The 20,801-nt window shown below is 55.6% G+C and carries 20 protein-coding genes; 6 read left to right on the forward strand and 14 right to left on the reverse strand.

Annotated elements, in window-relative coordinates:
• Positions 1-14: 14 nt before the first annotated feature.
• A complete protein-coding gene (locus ABIE13_RS15540; RefSeq protein ID WP_354445010.1) occupies positions 15-1,019 on the reverse strand; it encodes a Bug family tripartite tricarboxylate transporter substrate binding protein in 1,005 nt (334 codons plus the stop codon).
• Between the two features lie 301 nt (positions 1,020-1,320).
• Here ABIE13_RS15540 and ABIE13_RS15545 point away from each other — a divergent pair, with 301 nt between their 5' ends.
• Entirely contained in the window at positions 1,321-2,106 is a 786-nt protein-coding gene (locus ABIE13_RS15545; protein WP_354445012.1) for a GntR family transcriptional regulator, read from the forward strand.
• Between the two features lie 226 nt (positions 2,107-2,332).
• Here the strand turns inward: ABIE13_RS15545 and ABIE13_RS15550 are convergent, their stop codons facing one another.
• The 10 genes from ABIE13_RS15550 to ABIE13_RS15595 form a co-directional block, all read right to left on the reverse strand.
• Positions 2,333-2,947, reverse strand: a complete 615-nt coding sequence (locus ABIE13_RS15550) for a cysteine hydrolase family protein (protein ID WP_354445014.1) — start codon at positions 2,945-2,947, stop codon at positions 2,333-2,335.
• Positions 2,948-3,087: 140 nt separating this feature from the next.
• Positions 3,088-3,960, reverse strand: coding sequence for a glycosyltransferase family 10 domain-containing protein (locus ABIE13_RS15555; RefSeq protein ID WP_354445016.1), 873 nt, complete (start codon positions 3,958-3,960; stop codon positions 3,088-3,090).
• 16 nt (positions 3,961-3,976) lie between these two features.
• Entirely contained in the window at positions 3,977-5,230 is a 1,254-nt protein-coding gene (locus ABIE13_RS15560; protein ID WP_354445018.1) for a hypothetical protein, read from the reverse strand.
• On the reverse strand, positions 5,223-5,729 hold the full coding sequence (locus ABIE13_RS15565) for an Ig-like domain-containing protein (protein ID WP_354445020.1): 507 nt from the start codon (positions 5,727-5,729) through the stop codon (positions 5,223-5,225). The genes ABIE13_RS15560 and ABIE13_RS15565 overlap by 8 nt, the downstream gene beginning before the upstream one ends.
• A 316-nt stretch (positions 5,730-6,045) precedes the next feature.
• Positions 6,046-6,675 (reverse strand): 3-isopropylmalate dehydratase small subunit, encoded by a 630-nt coding sequence (gene leuD / locus ABIE13_RS15570; protein ID WP_354445022.1) that lies wholly within the window; start codon positions 6,673-6,675, stop codon positions 6,046-6,048.
• On the reverse strand, positions 6,672-8,096 hold the full coding sequence (gene leuC / locus ABIE13_RS15575) for a 3-isopropylmalate dehydratase large subunit (RefSeq protein WP_354445024.1): 1,425 nt from the start codon (positions 8,094-8,096) through the stop codon (positions 6,672-6,674). Before leuC ends, leuD begins: the two co-directional genes overlap by 4 nt.
• 9 nt (positions 8,097-8,105) lie before the next feature.
• Positions 8,106-9,032, reverse strand: coding sequence for a hydroxymethylglutaryl-CoA lyase (locus ABIE13_RS15580; RefSeq protein ID WP_354445026.1), 927 nt, complete (start codon positions 9,030-9,032; stop codon positions 8,106-8,108).
• A 9-nt stretch (positions 9,033-9,041) separates the two neighbouring features.
• Positions 9,042-10,241: a CaiB/BaiF CoA transferase family protein gene (locus ABIE13_RS15585; protein ID WP_354445028.1), complete on the reverse strand. Its 1,200-nt coding sequence runs from the start codon at positions 10,239-10,241 to the stop codon at positions 9,042-9,044.
• A 42-nt stretch (positions 10,242-10,283) separates the two neighbouring features.
• A complete protein-coding gene (locus tag ABIE13_RS15590; protein WP_354445030.1) occupies positions 10,284-11,015 on the reverse strand; it encodes a Sua5/YciO/YrdC/YwlC family protein in 732 nt (243 codons plus the stop codon).
• Positions 11,016-11,026: 11 nt separating this feature from the next.
• On the reverse strand, positions 11,027-12,022 hold the full coding sequence (locus ABIE13_RS15595; RefSeq protein WP_354445032.1) for a Bug family tripartite tricarboxylate transporter substrate binding protein: 996 nt from the start codon (positions 12,020-12,022) through the stop codon (positions 11,027-11,029).
• 208 nt (positions 12,023-12,230) lie between these two features.
• Between ABIE13_RS15595 and ABIE13_RS15600 the strand changes: the two genes are divergently transcribed.
• Entirely contained in the window at positions 12,231-13,139 is a 909-nt protein-coding gene (locus tag ABIE13_RS15600) for a LysR family transcriptional regulator (RefSeq protein ID WP_354445034.1), read from the forward strand.
• Between the two features lie 196 nt (positions 13,140-13,335).
• Here the strand turns inward: ABIE13_RS15600 and ABIE13_RS15605 are convergent, their stop codons facing one another.
• The 3 genes from ABIE13_RS15605 to ABIE13_RS15615 form a co-directional block, all read right to left on the reverse strand.
• Positions 13,336-14,685, reverse strand: coding sequence for an LssY C-terminal domain-containing protein (locus ABIE13_RS15605; RefSeq protein ID WP_354445036.1), 1,350 nt, complete (start codon positions 14,683-14,685; stop codon positions 13,336-13,338).
• The gene (locus tag ABIE13_RS15610) at positions 14,658-15,089 is read right to left on the reverse strand and encodes a lysozyme inhibitor LprI family protein (protein ID WP_354445038.1); all 432 of its coding nucleotides are present in this window, start codon (positions 15,087-15,089) and stop codon (positions 14,658-14,660) included. Before ABIE13_RS15610 ends, ABIE13_RS15605 begins: the two co-directional genes overlap by 28 nt.
• A gap of 266 nt (positions 15,090-15,355) precedes the next feature.
• On the reverse strand, positions 15,356-15,868 hold the full coding sequence (locus tag ABIE13_RS15615) for a DUF3011 domain-containing protein (RefSeq protein ID WP_354445040.1): 513 nt from the start codon (positions 15,866-15,868) through the stop codon (positions 15,356-15,358).
• Positions 15,869-16,220: 352 nt separating this feature from the next.
• Here ABIE13_RS15615 and ABIE13_RS15620 point away from each other — a divergent pair, with 352 nt between their 5' ends.
• From ABIE13_RS15620 to ABIE13_RS15635, 4 genes are all read left to right on the forward strand, one after another.
• Positions 16,221-17,429, forward strand: coding sequence for an ABC transporter substrate-binding protein (locus ABIE13_RS15620; protein WP_354445042.1), 1,209 nt, complete (start codon positions 16,221-16,223; stop codon positions 17,427-17,429).
• A gap of 533 nt (positions 17,430-17,962) precedes the next feature.
• Complete coding sequence (locus ABIE13_RS15625) at positions 17,963-19,141, forward strand: ABC transporter substrate-binding protein (protein WP_354445044.1); 1,179 nt, start codon at positions 17,963-17,965, stop codon at positions 19,139-19,141.
• Positions 19,142-19,214: 73 nt separating this feature from the next.
• Positions 19,215-20,057, forward strand: a complete 843-nt coding sequence (locus ABIE13_RS15630; protein ID WP_354445046.1) for an ABC transporter ATP-binding protein — start codon at positions 19,215-19,217, stop codon at positions 20,055-20,057.
• Entirely contained in the window at positions 20,058-20,789 is a 732-nt protein-coding gene (locus tag ABIE13_RS15635) for an ABC transporter ATP-binding protein (protein WP_354445048.1), read from the forward strand.
• The last annotated feature ends 12 nt before the right edge of the window (positions 20,790-20,801 follow it).

Here is a 20,801-nt window from a genome sequence, read left to right on the forward strand (position 1 = left end):
CGTGCAGACGGGGCCTATTCAGCGGTGATGTTTTTGTCTTTCAGGACCGCTGTCCATTTGACGATTTCCTTTCGGAGAAAACCATCAAAATCTTTAGGGCCCAGACCCATGGGTTGCACACCAGACTTCAGCATCTGCGCCCGCACATCAGGGCTTGCGAGCGCTTTAGCCGCTTCAGCGCGAAGCCGCTCGACCACGTTAGCGGGTGTGTTGTCCGGAACCGAGATACCGAACCACGCGTCACCCACCGTGCCGGGATAGACTTCGTTCATGGTGGGCACATCCGGGTAATCGCTGGCGCGTTGTGCGCTGCTGACCGCCAGGGCTTTGAGTTTCCCGCTTGAAATCTGCGTGGCCGCCACGGCGGGGCTCGTGAGCATGGCGCCAATGGTGCCACCCACCAGATCCGTCAGAGCTGGGCCAGTACCTTTGTAGGGCACATGGACCATGCGAAACTGCGCCTGCTGTTGCAGCAGCTCTCCCGCCAGGAAGCCTGCCGAACCCACGCCAGCAGAGCCCCAGCTCACCCCCTTGGGCTCTTTACGAGCGTAGTCGATGAACTGTGCCAAGGTCTTGGCTGGATGGTCCGCGCGCACTACCAGCATGTTGGGAAAACTTGCGATCAGAAAGACATGGACAAAGTCGTCCATTGGCTTGTAGGCCAACTTCTGACCAATCAAAGGAGCGGTGGTGATGGCCGCACCATTCGTAATGGTCAGCGTGTAGCCGTCCGCCGGAGCCTTGGAACCGGCGTCAGTGCCGATGATGGACGCCCCACCCCCACGATTCTCAACAAAGACGCTTTGTCCCAGGCCTTCAGACATCTTGGTGGCCATCAAGCGCCCTACGATGTCACCGGTACCACCAGGCGAGAACGGGACGATCATCTTGATCGGCTTGTTCGGGTAGGGATCCGCGGCCATGGCGCTACCCAGAGGCACCAGTGCAGAGGCCAGAACAAGCGCGGCGGAACGGCACGTACGGCCCAGATTAGCCCGCAGGCATGGTGAGGAGAACATGAATCGTTTACCCTGTCGTGGTTGAATTCGAATAGACAGCCAAGCTCTCCGAGAGTCTGTTCAAAGTTTCCTCGCGACGCCATTACGCCCGAAACGTCGCGCCTGCGGCGTTAAAAATACTCGCGATACCACGAGGTATCACTGCGATTTTCGCCTTGCATTCACAACATTTCGAACACAATTGCATTCGCGCAGAGACTCTGAACAGACTCTCCGAACCAGCTCAACTGCCGGGACCATCAAGATTGCCCTGCACTATTTGTCTTAATGTATTTACGATCATACAAATAAAATACGGGTCATGCAAATTTCCATGCCTTTGCCGAAGTACCACCGCATCTACCTTGTCCTCAAGGAGCGGTTGCTTGAGGGCATCTACAACAATGGACTCCCGGGCGAGATGGAGTTTTCCACCGAGTTCGAAGTATCCAGGGTCACCATTCGAAAGGCCTTGGGCAACCTGGCAGCAGAGGGGCTGATTGAGCGAACCGCTGGCCGCGGAACACGGCGGCTGGAGGCCCAGGGCGCACCCGGCAAAGCGGCCCCCGGATCAGCGCCCCCTCACCTGCTGGACAAACTGGTCGATATCAACCGGAGCACCACAGTCAAGGTTCTGGAACATGGGCGTCAGCCTGCCACGGAGTCCGTGGCAGCAGCGTTGCAAGTGGAGGTGGGCACCGCTGTGCTCAGAGTGGTGAGACTGCGCAGCACCACGGATGGACCGGTCTCGCATATCGTGGCGTGGTTGCCATCCGCTGTTTTCCCCGGCCTCACCAAATCCAAGCTGGAGCGCAAGCCCATTTTGACCTTGATGGAAGAGGCGGGCGTGGAGATCGCAACGGCCACGCAGACGATTTCAGCCAAGCAGGCCGACAGCGTGGTTGCCAGGCACTTGGCCGTTCCTGTGGGCACGGCCTTGCTTGCAGTCAACCGCCTGGTATTCGACAAGAACGCACGGCCCGTTCAGTGGCTGCAAGGACTGTACCGCCCTGATCGCTACGAGTACGAAATGAGTCTTTCTCGTGCAGACGAAGCCGACACCACCAGTGTGTGGATCAGCCGCGAGCTGAACGCCCGCATCCAGTAGTTCAAACTTCAGACTGAGCAAGCTGACTTTTTTCAATTAGTCTGGTTTTTTGCAAAGCGTCAGAGTTCACTCCAATCCGTTCGCGCTGAGCTTGTCGAAGCGTTGCGCAAGGCTTCGACAAGCTCAGCCCGAACGGTGTTGTTTGTTCAAGGGACACTTGCCACTTGACGGCAACCATAGAACCTCGGGGGAACGGACTTTCGTGAGCCCGAAAAATGGAAACGCTCTACGCAAGCGCCTGAGTGAAATCCTGGCAGCTCATCACCTCGGCCACGTTGCGCATATCAGCCAATGAGGTGTTGTGTCTTTCCTCACCGAACGCTGCGCAGCCATCGCTCAGCACCACGGCGTGGTAGTCCCGCATATGCGCATCACGCACGGTGCTCGCCACGCCGCCATTGGTCACAATGCCGCAAACCGCCACGGTGTCGATGCCCGCGCGGCGCAACACCCAATCCAGCTGGGTGTTGAAGAAGGCGGAGTAGGCCACCTTGTTGACGGTCACGTCCACCAGGCCCTGGAGTTCATCCACGTTCGCATGGCCCCAGCTGCCTGCGGCAAAGTCGCCTTTGCTCAGATAAGGGCGCAGCGCCTTGAGGTGCGGCGACACCATGGGCTCTCCCGCCGCATCGTGCCAGAGCGTGAATTGGCTGGTCGCCACCATGCCACCAGCGGCCTTGAGAGTCCTGGCCACCTCGGCCACACACGCTGGGAGTAACAATGCCGGTGGATTGGAGTCGCCCCCCCGGGCATAGGCGCCCTGGGGATGCAGGAAATCGTTTTGCAGGTCGATGACGATCAGCGCCGTCGTAGCCGGAATGATCGCTTTATCTTTACTCATGATCTTGGGGAGAAAGGTCTTATCGGCGCAATGCCAAAGGATCTGTCCAGAAGCCAGGCTCCAGCCAGACGGTGGGGTCGGCTGGGAAACTACCATGATAGGTGGTACCCCCGCCGGCTCGAAGCATACAAAACCCTGGATCAGCTTGAGCGGTGAATCAGCGCCTTGGCGTCACGCGCGGCACCTTGATCGAACCAGTTAAGGAACCGTTCGAACTCAAAATACCTGTTTGGACGGTTCTCAGGAAAGAGAGGCTGCATGTACATTTCTCGGTAGGCATCGTCGTCTTGGTCCAGCGCGATGATGGCCCGGATGAAGTCATGGTCGTCTTCATAGTCGTGCCAATTGAGGAATGCCTTGGGATTGAAATCTAGAGCGACCGTCGGGCTTCCCCAGTAGATGGGAATCGTACGGGCACACAAGGCTTCAAGCAGCTTTTCGGTCACATACCCTGGATGGCTGGAATTCTCGAAACAAAGGTTGAATTTGTAATCGTTCAGAAAGGCGATCTTGTCTGGAACGCTACCCCCGACAACCCGGCCCATGTTGTTGAACAGCGGACCTCCGGCGTCCACGCGCTTGTAGTTCTGCAGTGCCTCGAAGTACAGGTTTCGTTTTGCGCAGCGCGGGTTCTTGACCAGAAAGGAGCAGAATTTCTTCTCTTCGAATCCATCGTCCGCTTGACGCCTGCGCTGCTGTATCAGATTGAAGTCGTGGTCATAAATGACATACAAGGGCAATCTGCGGTGCCTGTCGGTTTCGAAATGATCGAAGGTCACCGCGTAATCGCACTGGTAACGCCAAGCGCGGTGATTCTCCGGCGTATAAAAAAGCTTGATGCAATTCGATCCGTCGAATCTCAGATTGTTGAGCCCATGAATCACGTCTCCGAAGATGAGAATCTCGGGTTGGATGTCATCCCTGATCACGGTGTAGCGTTTCGATAGCATTCCGACAAAGAATGCTGCTATCGCTTCGGGGAGATCGGTGAAGCCGATTCTTAAGGTAAGCATGCTGGATTCAAGAAGATCAGCTCAAGTTTGCACCTTCTGTAGCCGGGTCAGCCCCGACAGGCGCGGACAACGCCCTGAACACTTCAAGAAGGTCGCTCACAATGGCGGTTTCTGGATAAGCGCGAGCAATTTCAGCGGCAGCTCGCCGGGCCCTGGCCTCATGTGCATCCCGTGCCTCGACTGCCTCGCGCATGCGCGCCATGGCGGAGTCTATGCTTGGCTGGGCCCACCTTTGATCCGGCCAGTTCAACGGCGCTGACGGAGGCCAGACCGGCGTAGGCTGCAACCTGTAATCAATGGCACCGGGCCAATCGCTGCCAAGAAAATCGCATTGCCCGCCCCATTTGGTCATCACAACGGGATTGCCACGCAGCGCCGCCAAGTAGGCCATCATGTCCCAGGCTGTTCCATGTGACAGTGAGACATAGCAGTCACCCAGGTGATGCAGTGCCTCCATCGCTAACCCGTTCAATGTATAAGGCAACAGACAGATGGCAGGCAAATCGGTGTTCCTCTCCTTCATGAGCCGGTCGAGCTCTATCTGTAGCAACGCGTCCGTAGCTGATTTGCTGTACCACGGCGGCACGCCAAGTCCTTCCTCGGAAGTATTGAGCACCAAGGTCACCGGATCTTGAGCATCGAAAGCCTGGGCAAATGCGCGAACCAGATCTCTCTGGTTGTTTTGAGGCAGCCAGGGGCCCATCGAATAGAACACAAAAGTGCTGTCGGGCAAATCCAACGCTGACCGAAGCGCTTCGCCCGCATCCGCAGAAACCTGTGCATGGCCTGCTGAATAGACAGGTGGTATGCGAAACAGTGGCATCTCTGGAAGGCTTCGCTGTATAGCCTCCTGCGTGAAGCGGCTAGGAACACATACGGCATCAGTCTGCTCCAGAATGCGCACCCAATGTGTCGGTAGCCGACTAGAGTCCCAGAGCACGTAGCCCGCGTGGCGCTTGCCGCTTTCAAGCAATCGCGGCCAATATTCCGGTTCAATGCAAAGGAAAACCGCATCATGGTTGACCGAAGCAGCGGTCGATTTGACCAAGCCTGCCAAATCATCCACCTTGCCCAATTGCTGAATCGCGGACAGGCAGGCCTGCACCTCATCCGGAGCCATGGGAGAGACCGATTGAGTCCCCAGGCGTTTCAAGGGCACCCATTGAACTGGAATGCCCGCTTTTCGCAGGCTATCTACAAACCCTATGCCGATCAGACCATAGTCGCTACTGTCGAGCAGCGAACATACCCTGAGGCGCAAGTTACTCATCTTTTTTTCGTCTACGCAGGCGCATCGCAAGCAATGCGAGCGAAGCGGACAGCAATCCTGTTGAGGCCGGACCCAATGCAGGCACCGCTGCGGGGGCTGGCGGAGCTGGCGGCGCGATCACAGTGATATCGACAGTCGCATAACTGTTGCCGGCACTGGGATCCTCCAACATATAGGTGAACTGATCTGGGCCCGAGTAACCCGCTGCCGGCGTGTACACAAAGGTACCGGCTGGATCCAGCGTTACCGTGCCATGCGAAGGCAGAGCGGTCAGCACCGTGGTAAACGTGTTCGCCCAGAGGTCGTTGTCGGCCACGTTGTTGCCGCTGAGCGCAGTGTTAGCCGGGGTGCTATAGGTATCGTTCTGCGCTTGGGCCAACGCTGAGCCGGACGCTCCCGCTGCCATCAGGCCCAGCCCAATCAGGACTGACGGTAACGGCTTTGTGAAACTGCCCTTGGGGTTTTGACCGCTAAGGTCTTCTGGCTTCTTCCCTGTCATATTCGAACTCCTCAATGTTGGATTACTCCCACCAAGTATCTTCAAATCAGCACATGCAGCCTCTACGAAAAGTGATTTTTCCAAAGGTTTGAGGAAAAAATCACATTTCGCAATTATCTACCTCCAGGCGTTCGTTAGCAATTGGTCCAGGCCCTGTAATAGTTTTCACCGCATTTCTAATGAAGTGCAACGGCCTTGAATATCCCAAAGGAGAATTGCACGTGCCCGCAGGATGCGCGCGAGGCCCATGGGCATTGGGCCAAGGATAACGTCATGAGAAGTCAGCGGTGCACGAAATAGACCTCATTGCCGCAGGTCAGACCCATGGGTTACGGGCTGTATGCAACTTCTCAAACTCTGCAATGAGGTTCGCGTTCATGAGCGTCGAGCCAACATCATCGATCCCCTGCAGCAGCGCCTGTTTCTGCACTTCGGGAACAACGAACTGAAATTCGCCAAGACGTGGGTGACTCACGAGGCAATCACACAAATCTACAGTCACGCTGATAGAAGAATCTTCGGCCAGAGCATTGAACAATGCGTCAACTTCAGTCGATTGGAGGACTACTGGCAACAGCCCATTTTTGAATGCGTTGGCAGTGAAGATGTCCGAGAATGACGGTGCGATAAGGGCACGAAAACCGTAGTCTTTCAATGCCCAGGCAGCGTGTTCCCGGCTGGACCCACAACCGAAGTTCTCGCGCGCCAGAAGTATTGTGCTGTTCCGATAGGGCAGACGATTCAGTATGAAATCCGGGTTCTCGCGGCGTCGTACCGCCGATCCCTCGACATGTGGATCCAAGTAGCGCCAGCCATCGAACAAGTTGGGACCAAATCCCGTGCGAGATATGGACTTTAGAAACTGCTTTGGAACCAGCGCGTCGGTATCAACGTTGGCGCGGTCCAAGGGTAGCACTATCCCGGAGTGTGAGATGAACGGCGTCATGTGGGCAACCAACCTTCTCGCAGATCGACGAATGTTCCGGCGATAGCGGCCGCAGCCGCCATCTGAGGACTCACCAAGTGGGTTCGCCCTCGGTCTCCCTGCCGCCCTTCGAAATTCCTGTTTGAAGTAGACGCGCAGCGCTCACCCGCACCTACTTCATCACCGTTCATACCCAGGCACATCGAACAACCTGGTGCCCGCCACTGAAAGCCTGCGTCAATAAAGACCTTATCCAGACCTTCGCGAGCAGCCTGCTCTGCCACGAGGCCCGAACCGGGCACAACCAACGCCTGACGCACGTGGGATGAAACTCTTCTGCCCTCGACGATTTGAGCCGCTGCTCTGAGATCTTCGATTCTGGAGTTGGTACACGAGCCGATAAAGACATGATCAACCCTAAGATCGCCCAGGCTGGAGTGCGGCTGTAAACCCATATAAGCCAGCGCTCGCGCCAGATCAGCACGCCGCGTGGGATCTTCGACCTCCTGCGGGTCCGGAATGCGGTCTGACACCGCGCCCACCATATCCGGAGAGGTGCCCCAAGTGACTTGAGGTGCAATAACGTCAGCTTCAATGAACAGTTCGGAATCGAAGGATGCGCCAGCATCCGACACCAACTCTTGCCATTGAGTCACCGCCTTATTCCACATTGCGCCTGTCGGAGCGAGGGGACGGCCCTTGACATAGGCAATGGTCTTTTCGTCCACGGCCACCATTGCCGCCCGAGCGCCTGCTTCAATTGACATATTGCACAGGGTCATGCGGCCTTCTATGGAAAGTGCCGTCACTGCTTCTCCATCGAACTCGATCACATGGCCCGCCGCACCGCTCGTTCCTACCCGTCCGATGAAGAAAAGTGCCATGTCCTTTGCAGACACACCCCGGCCAATCTCTCCACGAAAGCTTACCCTCATTGTCTTGGGCAACGGCATAAAAACTGTCTGGGTTGCCATGACATGCTCAACTTCGGACGTCCCTATTCCGAATGCCAAACATCCGAGTGCTCCATGAGTAGTCGTGTGCGAGTCTCCACAGACCACCGTCAGCCCCGGCAGAGTAAAGCCCTGCTCCGGTCCCACGACATGAACAATACCTTGCCGGACGTCACTAAGGGGAAAGTATCTAAGTCCATTGGAAACGGCGTTGTTGTTCAGAGTGTCAAGCTGGACCTTGGAGAGACCCTCTGGCACGCCGGTAGTGCGATCTGTCGTCGGGACATTGTGATCGGGAACCGCCAGAATGGACTCTCGCCGCCAGAGCGGGCGGGCGGCATCGCGGAGGGCCTCAAAGGCCTGCGGAGAGGAAACCTCGTGCACCAAATGGCGGTCAATGTAGATCTGCGAGAGTCCGTCAGAAGTTCCTACGAGGTGGGAGTCCCAAAGCTTGCGGAAGAGCGTGCGGGGCGATGTGCCTGTTGTCATTGCCAAGTCCTAAGAAGATTCGGCCACGGAGGCGGTTCGTCTCGCTTTGGCCCATGACATTGAGCGCCCGCCCAAGGTTCTGCCCGTGATCTGACTGGCGAATGCCACTGCATCGTAGAGTGCGGGAAGATCTACGCCAGTGGGGTATCCGCACGACTCAGCCATAAGCACCAGATCCTCTGTTGCAAGATTTCCAGCGGCCCCAGGGGCGAACGGGCATCCACCAAGGCCGCCGGCGCTGGCGTCGAATCGTCGAATTCCCGCTGAAATTCCTGCCCACGCGTTGGCAACGCCCATTCCCCTGGTGTCATGCAGATGCAGCCCGATCAGATCGCTTGGTATTGATCTAGTAAGAATCCGGCAAACTTCCTGGACCTGCGCAGGACTTGCGGCCCCAATGGTGTCTGCTATCACCAACTCGGTTGCACCTGCGTCCAACATGCGCGCCGCCAGGCTTACGACTACATCCGAGGGGACCAGCCCCTCAAAAGGACACTCAAACGCAACTGCAATGTACGCGCGAGTTGAAAGCTTGCGGGAGGCCGCCCGTGCAATCACCTCTTCACTAGCAGCGATTGCTTGATCAAGGGACATTCCAAGGTTCTTTCGATTCATGGTGTCTGTGGCAGCAAGCACCACTGCAACTTCATGAACGCCGCTGGCAATCGCCCGCTCGACGCCTCGAACATTTGGGGCGAGCGCCGAGAGACGTACATCGGGCAACTCACGAGACCGGGCAATAAGCTCTTCGGCGTCCGCCAGTTGAGGTATCGTTTTCGGGGACACGAAACTGGTTGCTTCGATGCTGTTCAATCCGGCCTTCGACAATAGCTTCAGAAGGTTCAGCTTCTGCTCGGTCGGAATGAACGATGCATGGCCCTGAAGCCCATCACGCAAGGCCACCTCTGTGATTCGGATATTGGGATCTGTGGACATACCAGGCTCCTACTGAATCGCACCTGCGGCGTGAAGCTGGTCTATCTTTTCCTGGTCATAGCCAAGACTTTGTGAAAGCACTTCTTTCGTATGTTGACCAAGGTTAGGCGGACTGCTGAAGCTGGTGCTATTGGTGTCACTGAACTTGATGGGTACGCCGGGCATCCGGACAGTGCCTCCGTTTGTCAATGGCACCTCGACAACCATGTCTCTCGCAATCACCTGCGGATCGGTGGTTGCCTGTTCGAAGTCATTGACAGGCGCGCACGGAACTCGTGCAGCGGCAAGCTTCTCCAGCCAGTAGCCATTGGGGTGTTTCAACACCTCCTCCCCCACAATCCTTTCTATGATCTCCTTATCGGCGTAGCGTGCCGGCTGCTTCTTATAGGCGGGCTTTGCTAGTTCGGGCCGATCGATGACGGTCAGAAGTTTCTCGAAAAATGCGTCGCCAATGCATGCGATGACCAGATAGCCGTCGCTCGACTGGAAGGTGTTGTAAGGGACATGCACAAAGTGTCCGTTGCCAATCCTCTCGGGGACGTGCCCCGACATCAGATGCATAGTTGCCATGTAGTTGAGTAGCGAGATTTGCGCATCAAGCATGGAGACATCTACATGCTGGCCTCTGCCAGTCACACTTCGCGCTTGAAGCGCAGCGAGCACTCCCATGGCGCCAAAGATACCTCCGCCCAGGTCGCCAATGGCAATTCCAGAACGTACAGGCGGCTGGTCCGGGAATCCTGTGATGGACATGCCGCCTCCCATTGCCTGAACCACTTGATCAAATGCTGGTCGATTGGCTCCCGGTCCGTATCCGCCGAATCCAGTGACCGAACAAGTGATGATGCGGGAATTGACTTTAACGAGGTCTTCGTAATGGATGCCAAGACGCTTGGTCACGCCTACAGCAAAATTGTCGAAAACCACATCTGCCTCTCTCACCAAGTCCATGAACACTTCGCGACCCTGCGCTGATTTGAGGTCAATGGCGACGCTCTTCTTGCTTCTGTTCAGAGTCAGAAAATAGGCGCCCATCCCATGACGAGAGTATTCTTTGTCCGTGGCCAATAGCGCGCGCGTTCCTTCTCCGGAGCCGGGTGGCTCCACCTTGATAGTGCTTGCACCCAGGTCCGTCAGCATCATGGTCCCGTAGGGACCTGAAAGCATGTGAGTAAGGTCAAGAACTTTGATACCTTCAAGCGGGGCCATGATCAATCTCTCTCTTGGGTTGGACGCAATAGTCGCTGACGCTCAGGCGATGACGGGGAGTGCAAATTCATCCACGTGTCCGTGCGCACTGACCGCGACAGACTCGGGCGGCAACTCAACCTTGAAGTGCCGCTTCAACACATCGGCAATGAGTTCGTAGCAGGAGCCAACTCGAACGACCTTCATGGTCTCGAAGTTGATCAGAGTCGCCGAGCGCTTGTACGTGTGGTACTTGCGCAACCCGTAGTCGATCGTGAGATCAGCAATCGCCCTCAGTTCGGGCTGAATGTCTTCCACCCGAAACTTTGTGCCCGTTCCGGTCAGGTTCGCTGATGAGCCGAACAGAGGATGGTTTTCCTCTCTACTCAGGCGGCAGATCTCCGCATGAAACGGGCCAGCATTCACCAGCATCGCCAGCGTTCCACCGGCCGTGCTTCCCACCAGCGAATCTGGATCAATCTCGCGCATCAACGGATGGTCAGCACGGTACGGTGCGATGGGGCCAATCGGCAGGTTGTAGTCCTGCGTAATGGCTTCGATCATTTCCTGCTTTCTTGTGTCCAGAATCTGCAACTCGCGTTGGGTCTCCATGTCGCAGATAAGGGCGTTGCGCTTGTGACCACCCCTCTCTTTGGTCTTGAAGATGCGTTTGAGCGCCTCTTTGGATCCACCAATCATGGAGTAGCCGACATCCACGGGGAATATCACGATACCCCCTTTTTTTGCCACGTCGAATGCACGGCGAGCGTCGCCGGCGATGTCAAGAATAGCCATAACAGTTCCTTTCAGTTGGTAGGTTTCGGTGCAAGCTTTGCGTTACCAAAGATGGGGGTCCATCGCTCTCGCTCTCTTTGAAGAAGCATGTCTGTGCTCTTCGAAGTAGTGCTCAGGGCTTCGAACCCCATCTTTGTTAGTTGATCCCGGAAGGCAGGCGTGCGGGCAATCTCTGCCACTTCCTCTTCGAGACGGCTCACGATAGCTTTCGGTGTCTTCGCAGGCACCATTAGCAAGTAACGGCTGCTCATATCGACACTCGGCAGACCCGCCTCGGCCATGGAGGGAACCTCAGGTGCAAGAGATGTTCTCTCTTTGCTGGTGATGGCGAGCAGTTTCAGTCTTCCGGCCGCTGCATACGCCTGAACCGACGACAGCGTAAACATGCCAATCTGGACATGGCCAGCAACCACGTCGGCAAGCGCGGGGCCATTTCCTTTGTAGGCGATCTCGTTGAGCTGCACTTTGGCAGCCCGGCTGAACAGCGTCGCGGCTAGATCGTGCGGTGTTCCCAGCCCCGAGGTTGCCAGTGTGACGACACCGGGTTGACTGCGAGCCAAGGCAACAAGCTCTGCGATGTCCTTGGCTGCAACTGAAGGATGAGCAACCAAAACAATCGGAGCTGAAGCAAAGAAGGAAATAGGCGTCAGATCATTTCGGACATCAAACTTCAAATTAGGATAGATCAGGGGAAATATGCCAACGGTATCTGCGTTGACAAGCAGCGTGTACCCGTCCGGGTCCGAGCGAACAACCTGCTCTGTGCCGACCGCACTGCCCGCCCCGCCCTTGTTCTCTACAACCACTGACTGGCCGAGGCGATTTTTCAAGTAATCTGCAAAGACGCGGGACACGGTGTCGGTCCCGCCGCCCACGGAAAATGGAATGACAAGCTTGACCGGCCGCTTGGGGTACCCCGTCTCTGCTACTGCAGCCGACGCACCAACAGCACCCGCCACCAATGTAAAGAGCACCCTGGCTGCGACCCATCGCCGGTTCATCATCATCACTGTCTCCGTGTTTTTTATTCCAATGAGAGCAATGATAGGAAGCACGAACCGCAAAGAAAAGCTTATTATTCTTATGGATCGATTTGAAAATCGTATCTTCAAATATCTTTGGCGATGCTGGGTTTCCGCTCAAACCGTGAGACGGATACGCTCACACTGACCATCGAACGATTCGCTCATTTTCCGAACGCAATAGGTCACTGCTATGCATTACACGCTCAGACAGTTACGTGCCGCCCAGGCTGTGGCACACCATGGAAGCTTTCGCCGCGCGGCCGACGCCGTTTCGCTTTCGCAGCCCGCTTTGTCTCTTGCGGTAAGTGAACTCGAGGGTGTGCTGGGCGTGACTTTGTTTGACCGGACCTCCAGGATGGTTCGGCCAACCGTCGTTGGTGAAGCCTTCTTCTCAAGCCTTGGACGTTCGCTGAGCAACTTGGATGCTCTGGTCAAAGAGGTTGGGATGATTGCCCAATCGCGGCGCGGCCAAGTGGCGATTAGCAGTATTGCATCGGTGGCGGGAAGGCTGATGCCCAACGTGCTGATGGAGTGCGAAAACCAGTTCCCAGAGGTCGAACTCACGTTGAGAGACGATGTGGCGTCCAGGGTCATCGAAGTGGTGCGCTATGGGGAGGTGGATTTTGGCATCGTCGCAAAAGTGGAGGGAGCGCTGCCCGAGGATTTGATCTTTGAAAAGATCGTCGAAGAACCGTTCTATCTGGTTTGCGTCAAGAATCACCGGCTGGCACGCAAACGGACCGTGATGTGGTCGGAACTCGACAGTGAGAGCTATGTTTCATTCACTACCGCTAGTGGGGCGAACGCTGTTGCTGACCAGCAAGTGCTTCTAAGCGGCGTCAAATTCTCACGAGTTTTCTCCGCATCGCAGTTGTCAACCGTGCACGCGATGCTGGAAGCCCCCCTCGGCATTGGCATTCTTCCGCGCCTTGGGTTACCTACCGAACAGCATCCCAGTTTGACATACCGGCCCTTGGTCCGTCCTGTACTGAATCGCACCTTAGGAGTCGTGCGGAGAAAAGACCGTTCGTATTCGCCCGCTGCGGCTACGGTCAAGGACATCTTGATGTCGGTTGCTGGGGTCAAAGTACGCAAATAGAAGGACGGACTCTCCAGCCAGTGCTGGTGAGTCTTGCGTCTGCATGCACCCCGAAGAACCCCGGCGAAACAGTCTCCCGGCGCAGCGGAGTTCTCCTCGTGCAACTTACCTGGTCCTCCAGGCCAGGCGCAAGCCGTGGGACATATTCTTTCGATTGAACATCCCGTTGAGCACGGCAAGCTTTTCACGCCTCATGTCATGGGCGCCATTGAAAAAACTCAGCATCCTGCATGGCACGAGGACTCTGAGAAACGAAAAGCACCAGCCTCTGGCCGTCGGTAAAATAGGGGTCTTCCGCCAGGTTGGTGCGGGGTCGATCCTGGCTCGCAGAGCCTACGCCCGGCACGTAGCCCCATCGCATGACATTGCTGGTCATCAGCATGTCTTGCAACAAATAATCTCGCGACTCATCCACATCAGGATCGATCACATGGGTTGTCAGCGTAGGCGAGTGGGTGGTGAGTTTCACTCCAATATCCCGACTGATCTGGCCCATCCATACCGGTGTGTTGTTCACCTGAATCGGCGTCAACCAGAGTCGCAAGTGATTGCGTTGTGAAATGCTGGAACGTGCGCGCTGCATGGCGAAATCTTGCGGACGACCTTCAAAATGCAGCGCGCTGACTGGCGAGTTGCGGTAACTGCTGCCGAAGATAAACGCACCCACCATGCGGCTGACGCTTGATGCGTTGATGGTTTCGGTGAAGTCCCAACCGGCACGTACAAGGGCAACCAGCACATCATGCTCGGAGCCCACCATGACCAGGTTAAGCGGATCGCCTTGCGCATTGCCTTCCAGATTGGTTGTACAACACGGTAACTTTTGCAGCTCAGTTCCGAGCGAGTTCAGTCCAATCTGCACATGGCGCTCGGGCGGAAAGAGCCGATCAGATTGAAGTGTCTGATAGTCAAACTTGCCGCTGGGTTGTTCCCGCGCGAAATCAAATCGGAGCACATGCCCAGCCCCCAGAAGTTCGACGTTGATGAGTTTGATGCCCCGCGTGAGGTTGGTGTAGACGAAGCCACTCACGGTTTCTTTGGGTGCCACGTGAACTTTGATCTGGCGCTCAACCAGCTTGCGCTCAATCTGATCAGCGGAACCCGAAGAACGAAACAGGTGCGCCGTTTCACGGGCTGAATAGAAATCGCGGTCCATGAACACCGGCATGAACCAGTACGGGCGATCACTGCGGTTCTCGATTCGAACCCAGACCGGCTGAACTCCGCGCTCGGCCATGGCGAGACCGAAGCTGCCGGCGCTTTCCTCATCGCGCAGGGCCGCAACGCTCACGGTCACGTGCTCGCGAGTGGTGGACTGGCGGCTTGCTCGCTCCATGAAACTGGCCTCAGCTTGCTGCTGGCTCATGGGAGCCACATCGCTTGTGACACGATCCCCTACTGCCGCACAAGCCGAGAGGAACGATATGAAGAGCACATTCAACACGACTCGCAACACGATGCCACCTTCTATCCATTGAATAATCGGTGCGGCGTGCTGTCCGCTGAAAACCCCGGCCCTCATCGATTGGCTCTTGGAAGCGCGCATTGCGAGGCCTCTTGCTCTCCTGCACCTCTGCCACATGCCAAATGGTTCTGTAGTTCAACCGCACGCGCACGCGTCAACCTGGTCAGACAGTCATTCACTTGCATTGCATGCATGCTCCCTCCGGAAGAACGCACCGCTGAAAATGCACATTCACTGTCTCGGAAGCTCATCCATTTCCGCTCGGCATCTACGAGCAGCGGTTTGATCGAGGAATCACTTCTCAGCCGATCTTGCATGCGTCGGTACAGTGTATTGAGCTCGTCATCTGCGGTTTTGAGGGCGTTTGCTGAACATTCATTCAGTTGCGCCTGCGTCTGAGCTTTTTCGAAACACATGTCCGTAGAGGCTTGAGCTGATGCAGTGAAGAGCAACAACAAAGCAAATGCAGCAGGGATTTTTAACATAGGTAATCTTTTCGATGAATATGAGAATTTAAGTCAATGCATCGCCTAGTCGGAACGCTAGGACAGCAGATACGCATTAGCGAATGCTGCCACACGCAAGTTACGTGAATGCTTGAGTGCGTGTGCAAGCGTAAGCGTAAGCGGTTACCAAGCACGAAACAAGCCGCATAGGCGATGGCACACAGCGGTTATCACACTTTTTCAACTGCTATTGACGCAGAGCAGACGATCACTGCCCTAGGCAGGAACTGCCTGCTTCATCTGCGTCAGCGCATCTCAAGTTGACCTGGTTCGGACGGGCCGTCGTCGTCAGGGTCATCTACCAAGCAACCTGTGCCGTGGCAGCCGTCATAACCGCTGTCTGACTTCTCTCGATGAGGAGAACTACTCGACGACGATGCGGCTCCCAGGATGGCGCCCAATACTAAACCGCCAATCACAGCGCCAGCATCGTTGCCTCGCGAGTCGTAGTGGCGTGCATCTTCGTCGTAAGTGTCGCCACGACCATGGTGATAACCACCCACGTCGGCAAAGGTGCCAGCACAGCCATCACCCACCCATATGTAGCCGCTACGCGGGTTGTAGCCCCACGTCCGATTCAAGATGCACGAACTACTCGAAATTTGATGGATCAACTGAGGGCGCGAGAGATCTCGAGCTGAGCACTCGGTATATTGGTAATCGCGTGATCTGCACTCCACGGTGGTCTGAGCCATCACGCTCGTGGGATGAAGGATGGCAGCCACAACTAGAGCCGACATCGTATAAAAACTTCGCATACTTACTCCTAACGGTGATACCTGCATTACTTTGAAGCGCTGCTATAAATTTCCTCACACAGAGGCGCATTCACAAGCTCTATGCCACCGCCAAGCACGAAGAACTGCATAGCTGTTGACGCTTCTCAGGTACTCGACGAGGCCGACATACTGAGGCGTTTGAGGTGCCCACAAGATAGCGCCATCTGGGTGCGGTCGGGGTGGAATCATACTCACTAGACGTTCATGAATCCATATGACTTTCTTATCGCTCTATCAGAACAATTAACTTCAATGCAAGAGAGCTAAAGGGCAAACTCAGTGCTGTATCAAGCCCCGCCAATCACGTCATAAGAATTATTGGAGACAAAAAATGCGAATGAGAACTTGGAAGTTTGTTCCGATGCTTGCACTTTTTCTTGTGGTTCATGAGGCTTCGGCAGCAACCAAAGTGAAAGTTGGTGTCCTGACGTCGATGTCCAGCTTTATCTCAGATTTCACCGGTCAAGGTTCAGTGGAAGCTGCCAAGCTCGCCATTGAGGATTTTCGCGCACGCCACCCAGGCGTGACAGTGGACCTGGTTTCCGCCGATCAACAAAACAAGCCCGACGTTGCAACGGGAATAGTGCGTGAGTGGTTCGATCGGGGCTCCGTAGATGTTCTAGTCGACGCACCTCCTTCGCCAGTGTCTCTCGCGGTCACCGACATCGTCAGAGACAAAAACAAGGTGTACCTTGCGACCAGTTCTTCGCACTCGGATCTGAGCGGTAAGAAGTGCAACCCCAACACTATTCAATGGACTTACACCAACTGGGCGTTTGCAAACGGAACGGGTAAAGCGGTTGTCCGACAAGGCGGAGATACCTGGTTCTTCCTGACGGCTGACTATGCCTATGGACATTCGCTCGAAAAGGAGACTGCTGACACTGTCAAAGCGGCCGGTGGCAAAGTTGTAGGGACTGTCAAGCATCCCGTCAGCGCGTCCGACCTGTCTTCGTTCCTTCTTCAAGCTCAGGCATCCAGGGCCAAAGTTATTGGCTTGGCAAATGCCGGTGGCGATACCATCAACTCGATCAAACAGGCTGCGGAGTTTGGCATCGTCTCAGGCAAGCAAAATCTCGCTGCCCTGGCGCTATTCATCACCGACGTGCATGCCATGGGTCTCAAAGCCTCGCAAGGCCTCATGCTCACGACCGCGTTCTATTGGGACTTGAACGACAGCACCAGGGCATTCTCCAAACGCTTCGCCGGTCGTATGAACGGCAAAATGCCCACTCAGGCACAGGCCGGCGTGTACTCCTCCGTCCTTCAATACCTTCTGGCAGTGCAACGCGTCGGCTCGCCCGCTGATGGCGCCAAGGTGGTCGCCGAGATGCGCAAACTGGACTGGTTCGATGACCCCCTGTTTGGTCGGACCCGAGTCCAGGAGAACGGTGGCGTGCAGCACGCCATGTACCTCGCTCAGGTGAAAACGCCTGCGGAATCGCGAGCACCTTGGGACTATTACAAGATCCTCCAGAAAATCCCTGAAGATCAGGCCTTTCAACCGAAAGAGCAGACGGGTTGCGCATTAGTCAAGTGAGACAGGGGCTCCGGTTTCGTCATCGCGGAAGTCCGCTCATACGCGACCTTAATTCCATTTCCCGATCTACATGTTCGCTGAAAAGCAGGGCTTCTCGAACACCGCAGTTCTCGATACGCAACCGAACTGCCTGAACGCCCCGCTTGGCCATTGCGAGACCGTAACTCTGCCTGCGCTTTCCTTATCCCGCGTAGCCGCAACGCTCACCGTCACAGGATCGCGCTGAACTGCCTGACGACTTGCTCGCCCTGAGTGAAACCTCTGGGGCCAGGTGCGCACGGATGGCGGGATTTCAACAACCTACCTTGGCTATCGCAGTCGGTGAGCGGCATTCTTACTTTCTTTCTCCCAGCCATCCCGCTCGCAACGAGGCGACTGAAATCTATATGACTTTCTTATCGATTGATCAGAACAATTAACTTTTACATAGGTAGATCAAAGTGCAAACTTGGTGTCGTATCGAGCCCCGTCAATCACGTTAGAAAAAAATACTGGAGACAAGAATGCGAATGAGAACGTGGAAGTTTGTACCCATGCTTGCACTTTTCCTTGTGGTTCACGAGGTTCCGGCAGCAACCAAGGTGAAAGTTGGCGTCTTGGTGTCAATGTCTAGTTTTATTTCAGATCTCACAGGGCAGGGCTCGGTAGAAGCAGCCAAACTCGCCATTGAAGACTTCCGCAAACGCCACCCGGGCACGACGGTGGAACTGGTTTCCGCCGATCACCAAAACAAGCCCGACGTTGCAACCGGAATTGTGCGTGAGTGGTTTGATCGCGAGTCAGTAGACGTTCTGCTTGACGGCGCTCCTTCTCCGGTCTCCCTCGCAGTTACCGACATCGTGAAAGACAAGAACAAGGTTTTCCTTGCGAGCAGTGCATCGCATTCGGACTTGAGCGGCAAGAAGTGCAATCCCAACACGGTTCAATGGACCTATACCAATTGGGCATTCGCAAACGGAACCGGAAAAGCCGTTGTCAGACAAGGTGGCAATACGTGGTTCTTCATGACGGCTGACTATGCCTATGGACATTCGCTCGAAAAAGAGACTGCGGACACTGTAAAGGCGGCTGGCGGCAAAGTTCTCGGCACTGTCAGGCATCCCGTCAGTGCGGCCGACCTCTCATCTTTCCTGCTTCAAGCTCAGGCATCGAAAGCTAAAGTTATTGCCCTGGCAAATGCCGGGGGCGACACCATTAACTCGATCAAACAAGCCGCAGAGTTCGGTGTAGTACCAGGCAAGCAAAATCTCGCCGCGCTGAACTTGTACATCACCGACGTGCACGCCATGGGGCTAAAAACCGCGCAAGGCCTCATGTTTACCACCGCGTTCTATTGGGACTTGAACGAAAGCACCAGGGCTTTTTCCAAACGCTTCGCCAGCCGCATGAACGGAAAAATGCCTACACAGGCCCAGGCTGGTGCGTATTCCTCCCTCCTTAATTACCTTTTGGCAGTAGAACGGGCCGGATCTCCCGGGAACGGCGCGAGAGTAGTCGCCGAGATGCGCAATGTGGGCTGGTTTGAAGACCCTCTATTCGGCCGAACCCGTGTTCAGGAGAACGGCGGAGTGCAACACGCCATGTATCTCACACAGGTGAAAACGCCGTCGGAATCGCGTGCGCCTTGGGACTACTACAAGATCCTCCAAAAGATTCCAGAAGAACTCGCCTTTCAGCCGAAGGAACAGACGGGGTGCCCGCTAGTGAAGTGAGCCGGCGTCACATTCTCGCCACCGTGAAAGCTAGTCCTTATGCGGTTCTCTCAAACATCTATTTCCATCCCACATGCTTCCTACAAAGTCAGACGAGATTGTGCTTAAGACCGTAGGCCTGACCAAGGAATTCGGCACTTTCTGCGCAGTGAAGGACGTGAATCTTCAGGTTCGTAAGGGCGACATTCACGCATTGATCGGCCCTAATGGCGCCGGCAAAACGACCTGCTTTCACCTGATAACCAAGTTTCTCAGCCCGACTCACGGAAAAATTCTTTTCAAGGATCAGGACATCACGCACAAACGCGCTCCTGAAGTGGCTCGTCAAGGCCTGGTTCGGTCATTCCAGATCTCCGCTGTCTTCCCCGAGATGTCGGTCCAGGAGAACGTCCGGATTGCCGTACAGCGTCGGCGAGAACCGTTGAAACATTCGTTCAGGTCCGATCTCTCATTATCGACCCTGAACGAACGCTGCGATGAGCTTCTTGAAGAGGTCGGGCTTACCGGATTCGAGAATTCGAAAGCCGGTGGGCTGTCTTATGGCAGAAAGCGCGCGCTCGAACTGGCCACGACGCTGGCTCTCCAGCCGGAATTGCTTCTTCTGGATGAACCTTTGGCCGGCCTTGGTCAAGAGGATATCCATCGTGTCGCAGGACTTATCCGCAAGGCTGCCATAGGGCGCACTGTCTTGATGGTCGAACACAACCTGTCCGTCGTTGCGACCCTATGTGATCGCATCACTGTGTTGGCTCGTGGAGAGATTCTTTCAGAAGGCGATTACAAGCATGTTTCGAGCGACCCTCGGGTCGTTGAGGCGTATATCGGAGGGGGCAAAAGAAATGCGTCCACTTGCACTGAGAGTGTTGCCGCCAATGACAACTTATCGACGCCCGCGCGTATCGAGCAGGAGGCATAAGTGAGTGCATTGGCAACAACGACCATCCAGGACTCAAAGGTTCTCCATGTCTGCGACCTCAACGCTTGGTACGGAGAATCTCACGTCCTGCACGGAGTGGACTTCAATGTGTCACGAGGCGAGGTGGTGACTCTGCTGGGACGCAACGGTGCGGGCAAAAGCACGACGCTAAAAGCCATTGTGGGGCTACTTCGAACACGCAAGGGATCGGTCCTCATAGAGGGCACCGAAACCATGAATTTGCCTTCGCGCCGCGTTGCCGGGTTAGGTATCGGCTATGTCCCGGAGGATCGAGGTATCTACGCCACTCTTACGGTTCAGGAGAATCTGATGCTTCCACCTCAGGTGCGGCCAGACGGTTTCTCCTTGGAGCAAATCTTCAACCTTTTCCCCAACCTGAAGGCGCGGTTGACGTCGTATGGCGACAGGCTTTCGGGCGGCGAGCAACAGATGCTCGCCATGGCAAGAGTGCTGCGAACCGGGGCCAAGTTCCTCCTGCTAGATGAACCCACAGAAGGGCTTGCGCCGGTGATTGTCGAGCAGATTGGCAACATGCTTCAACAACTGAAAAGACAGGGGTATTCGATGCTTCTCGTCGAGCAGAACTTCGAATTCGCACAGAGTCTTGCTGATCGGCATTACATCGTTGATCAAGGACGCGTAGTAGATGCCTTCACCGCCGCATCGGCAGACCGCGAACAAGCCAAGATTCGCCGCTACCTCGGCGTCTAACCAGAAAGACAG

Origin of the sequence: Ottowia thiooxydans, from assembly GCF_040548795.1 — a bacterium.
Lineage (GTDB): Bacteria > Pseudomonadota > Gammaproteobacteria > Burkholderiales > Burkholderiaceae_C > Ottowia > Ottowia thiooxydans_A.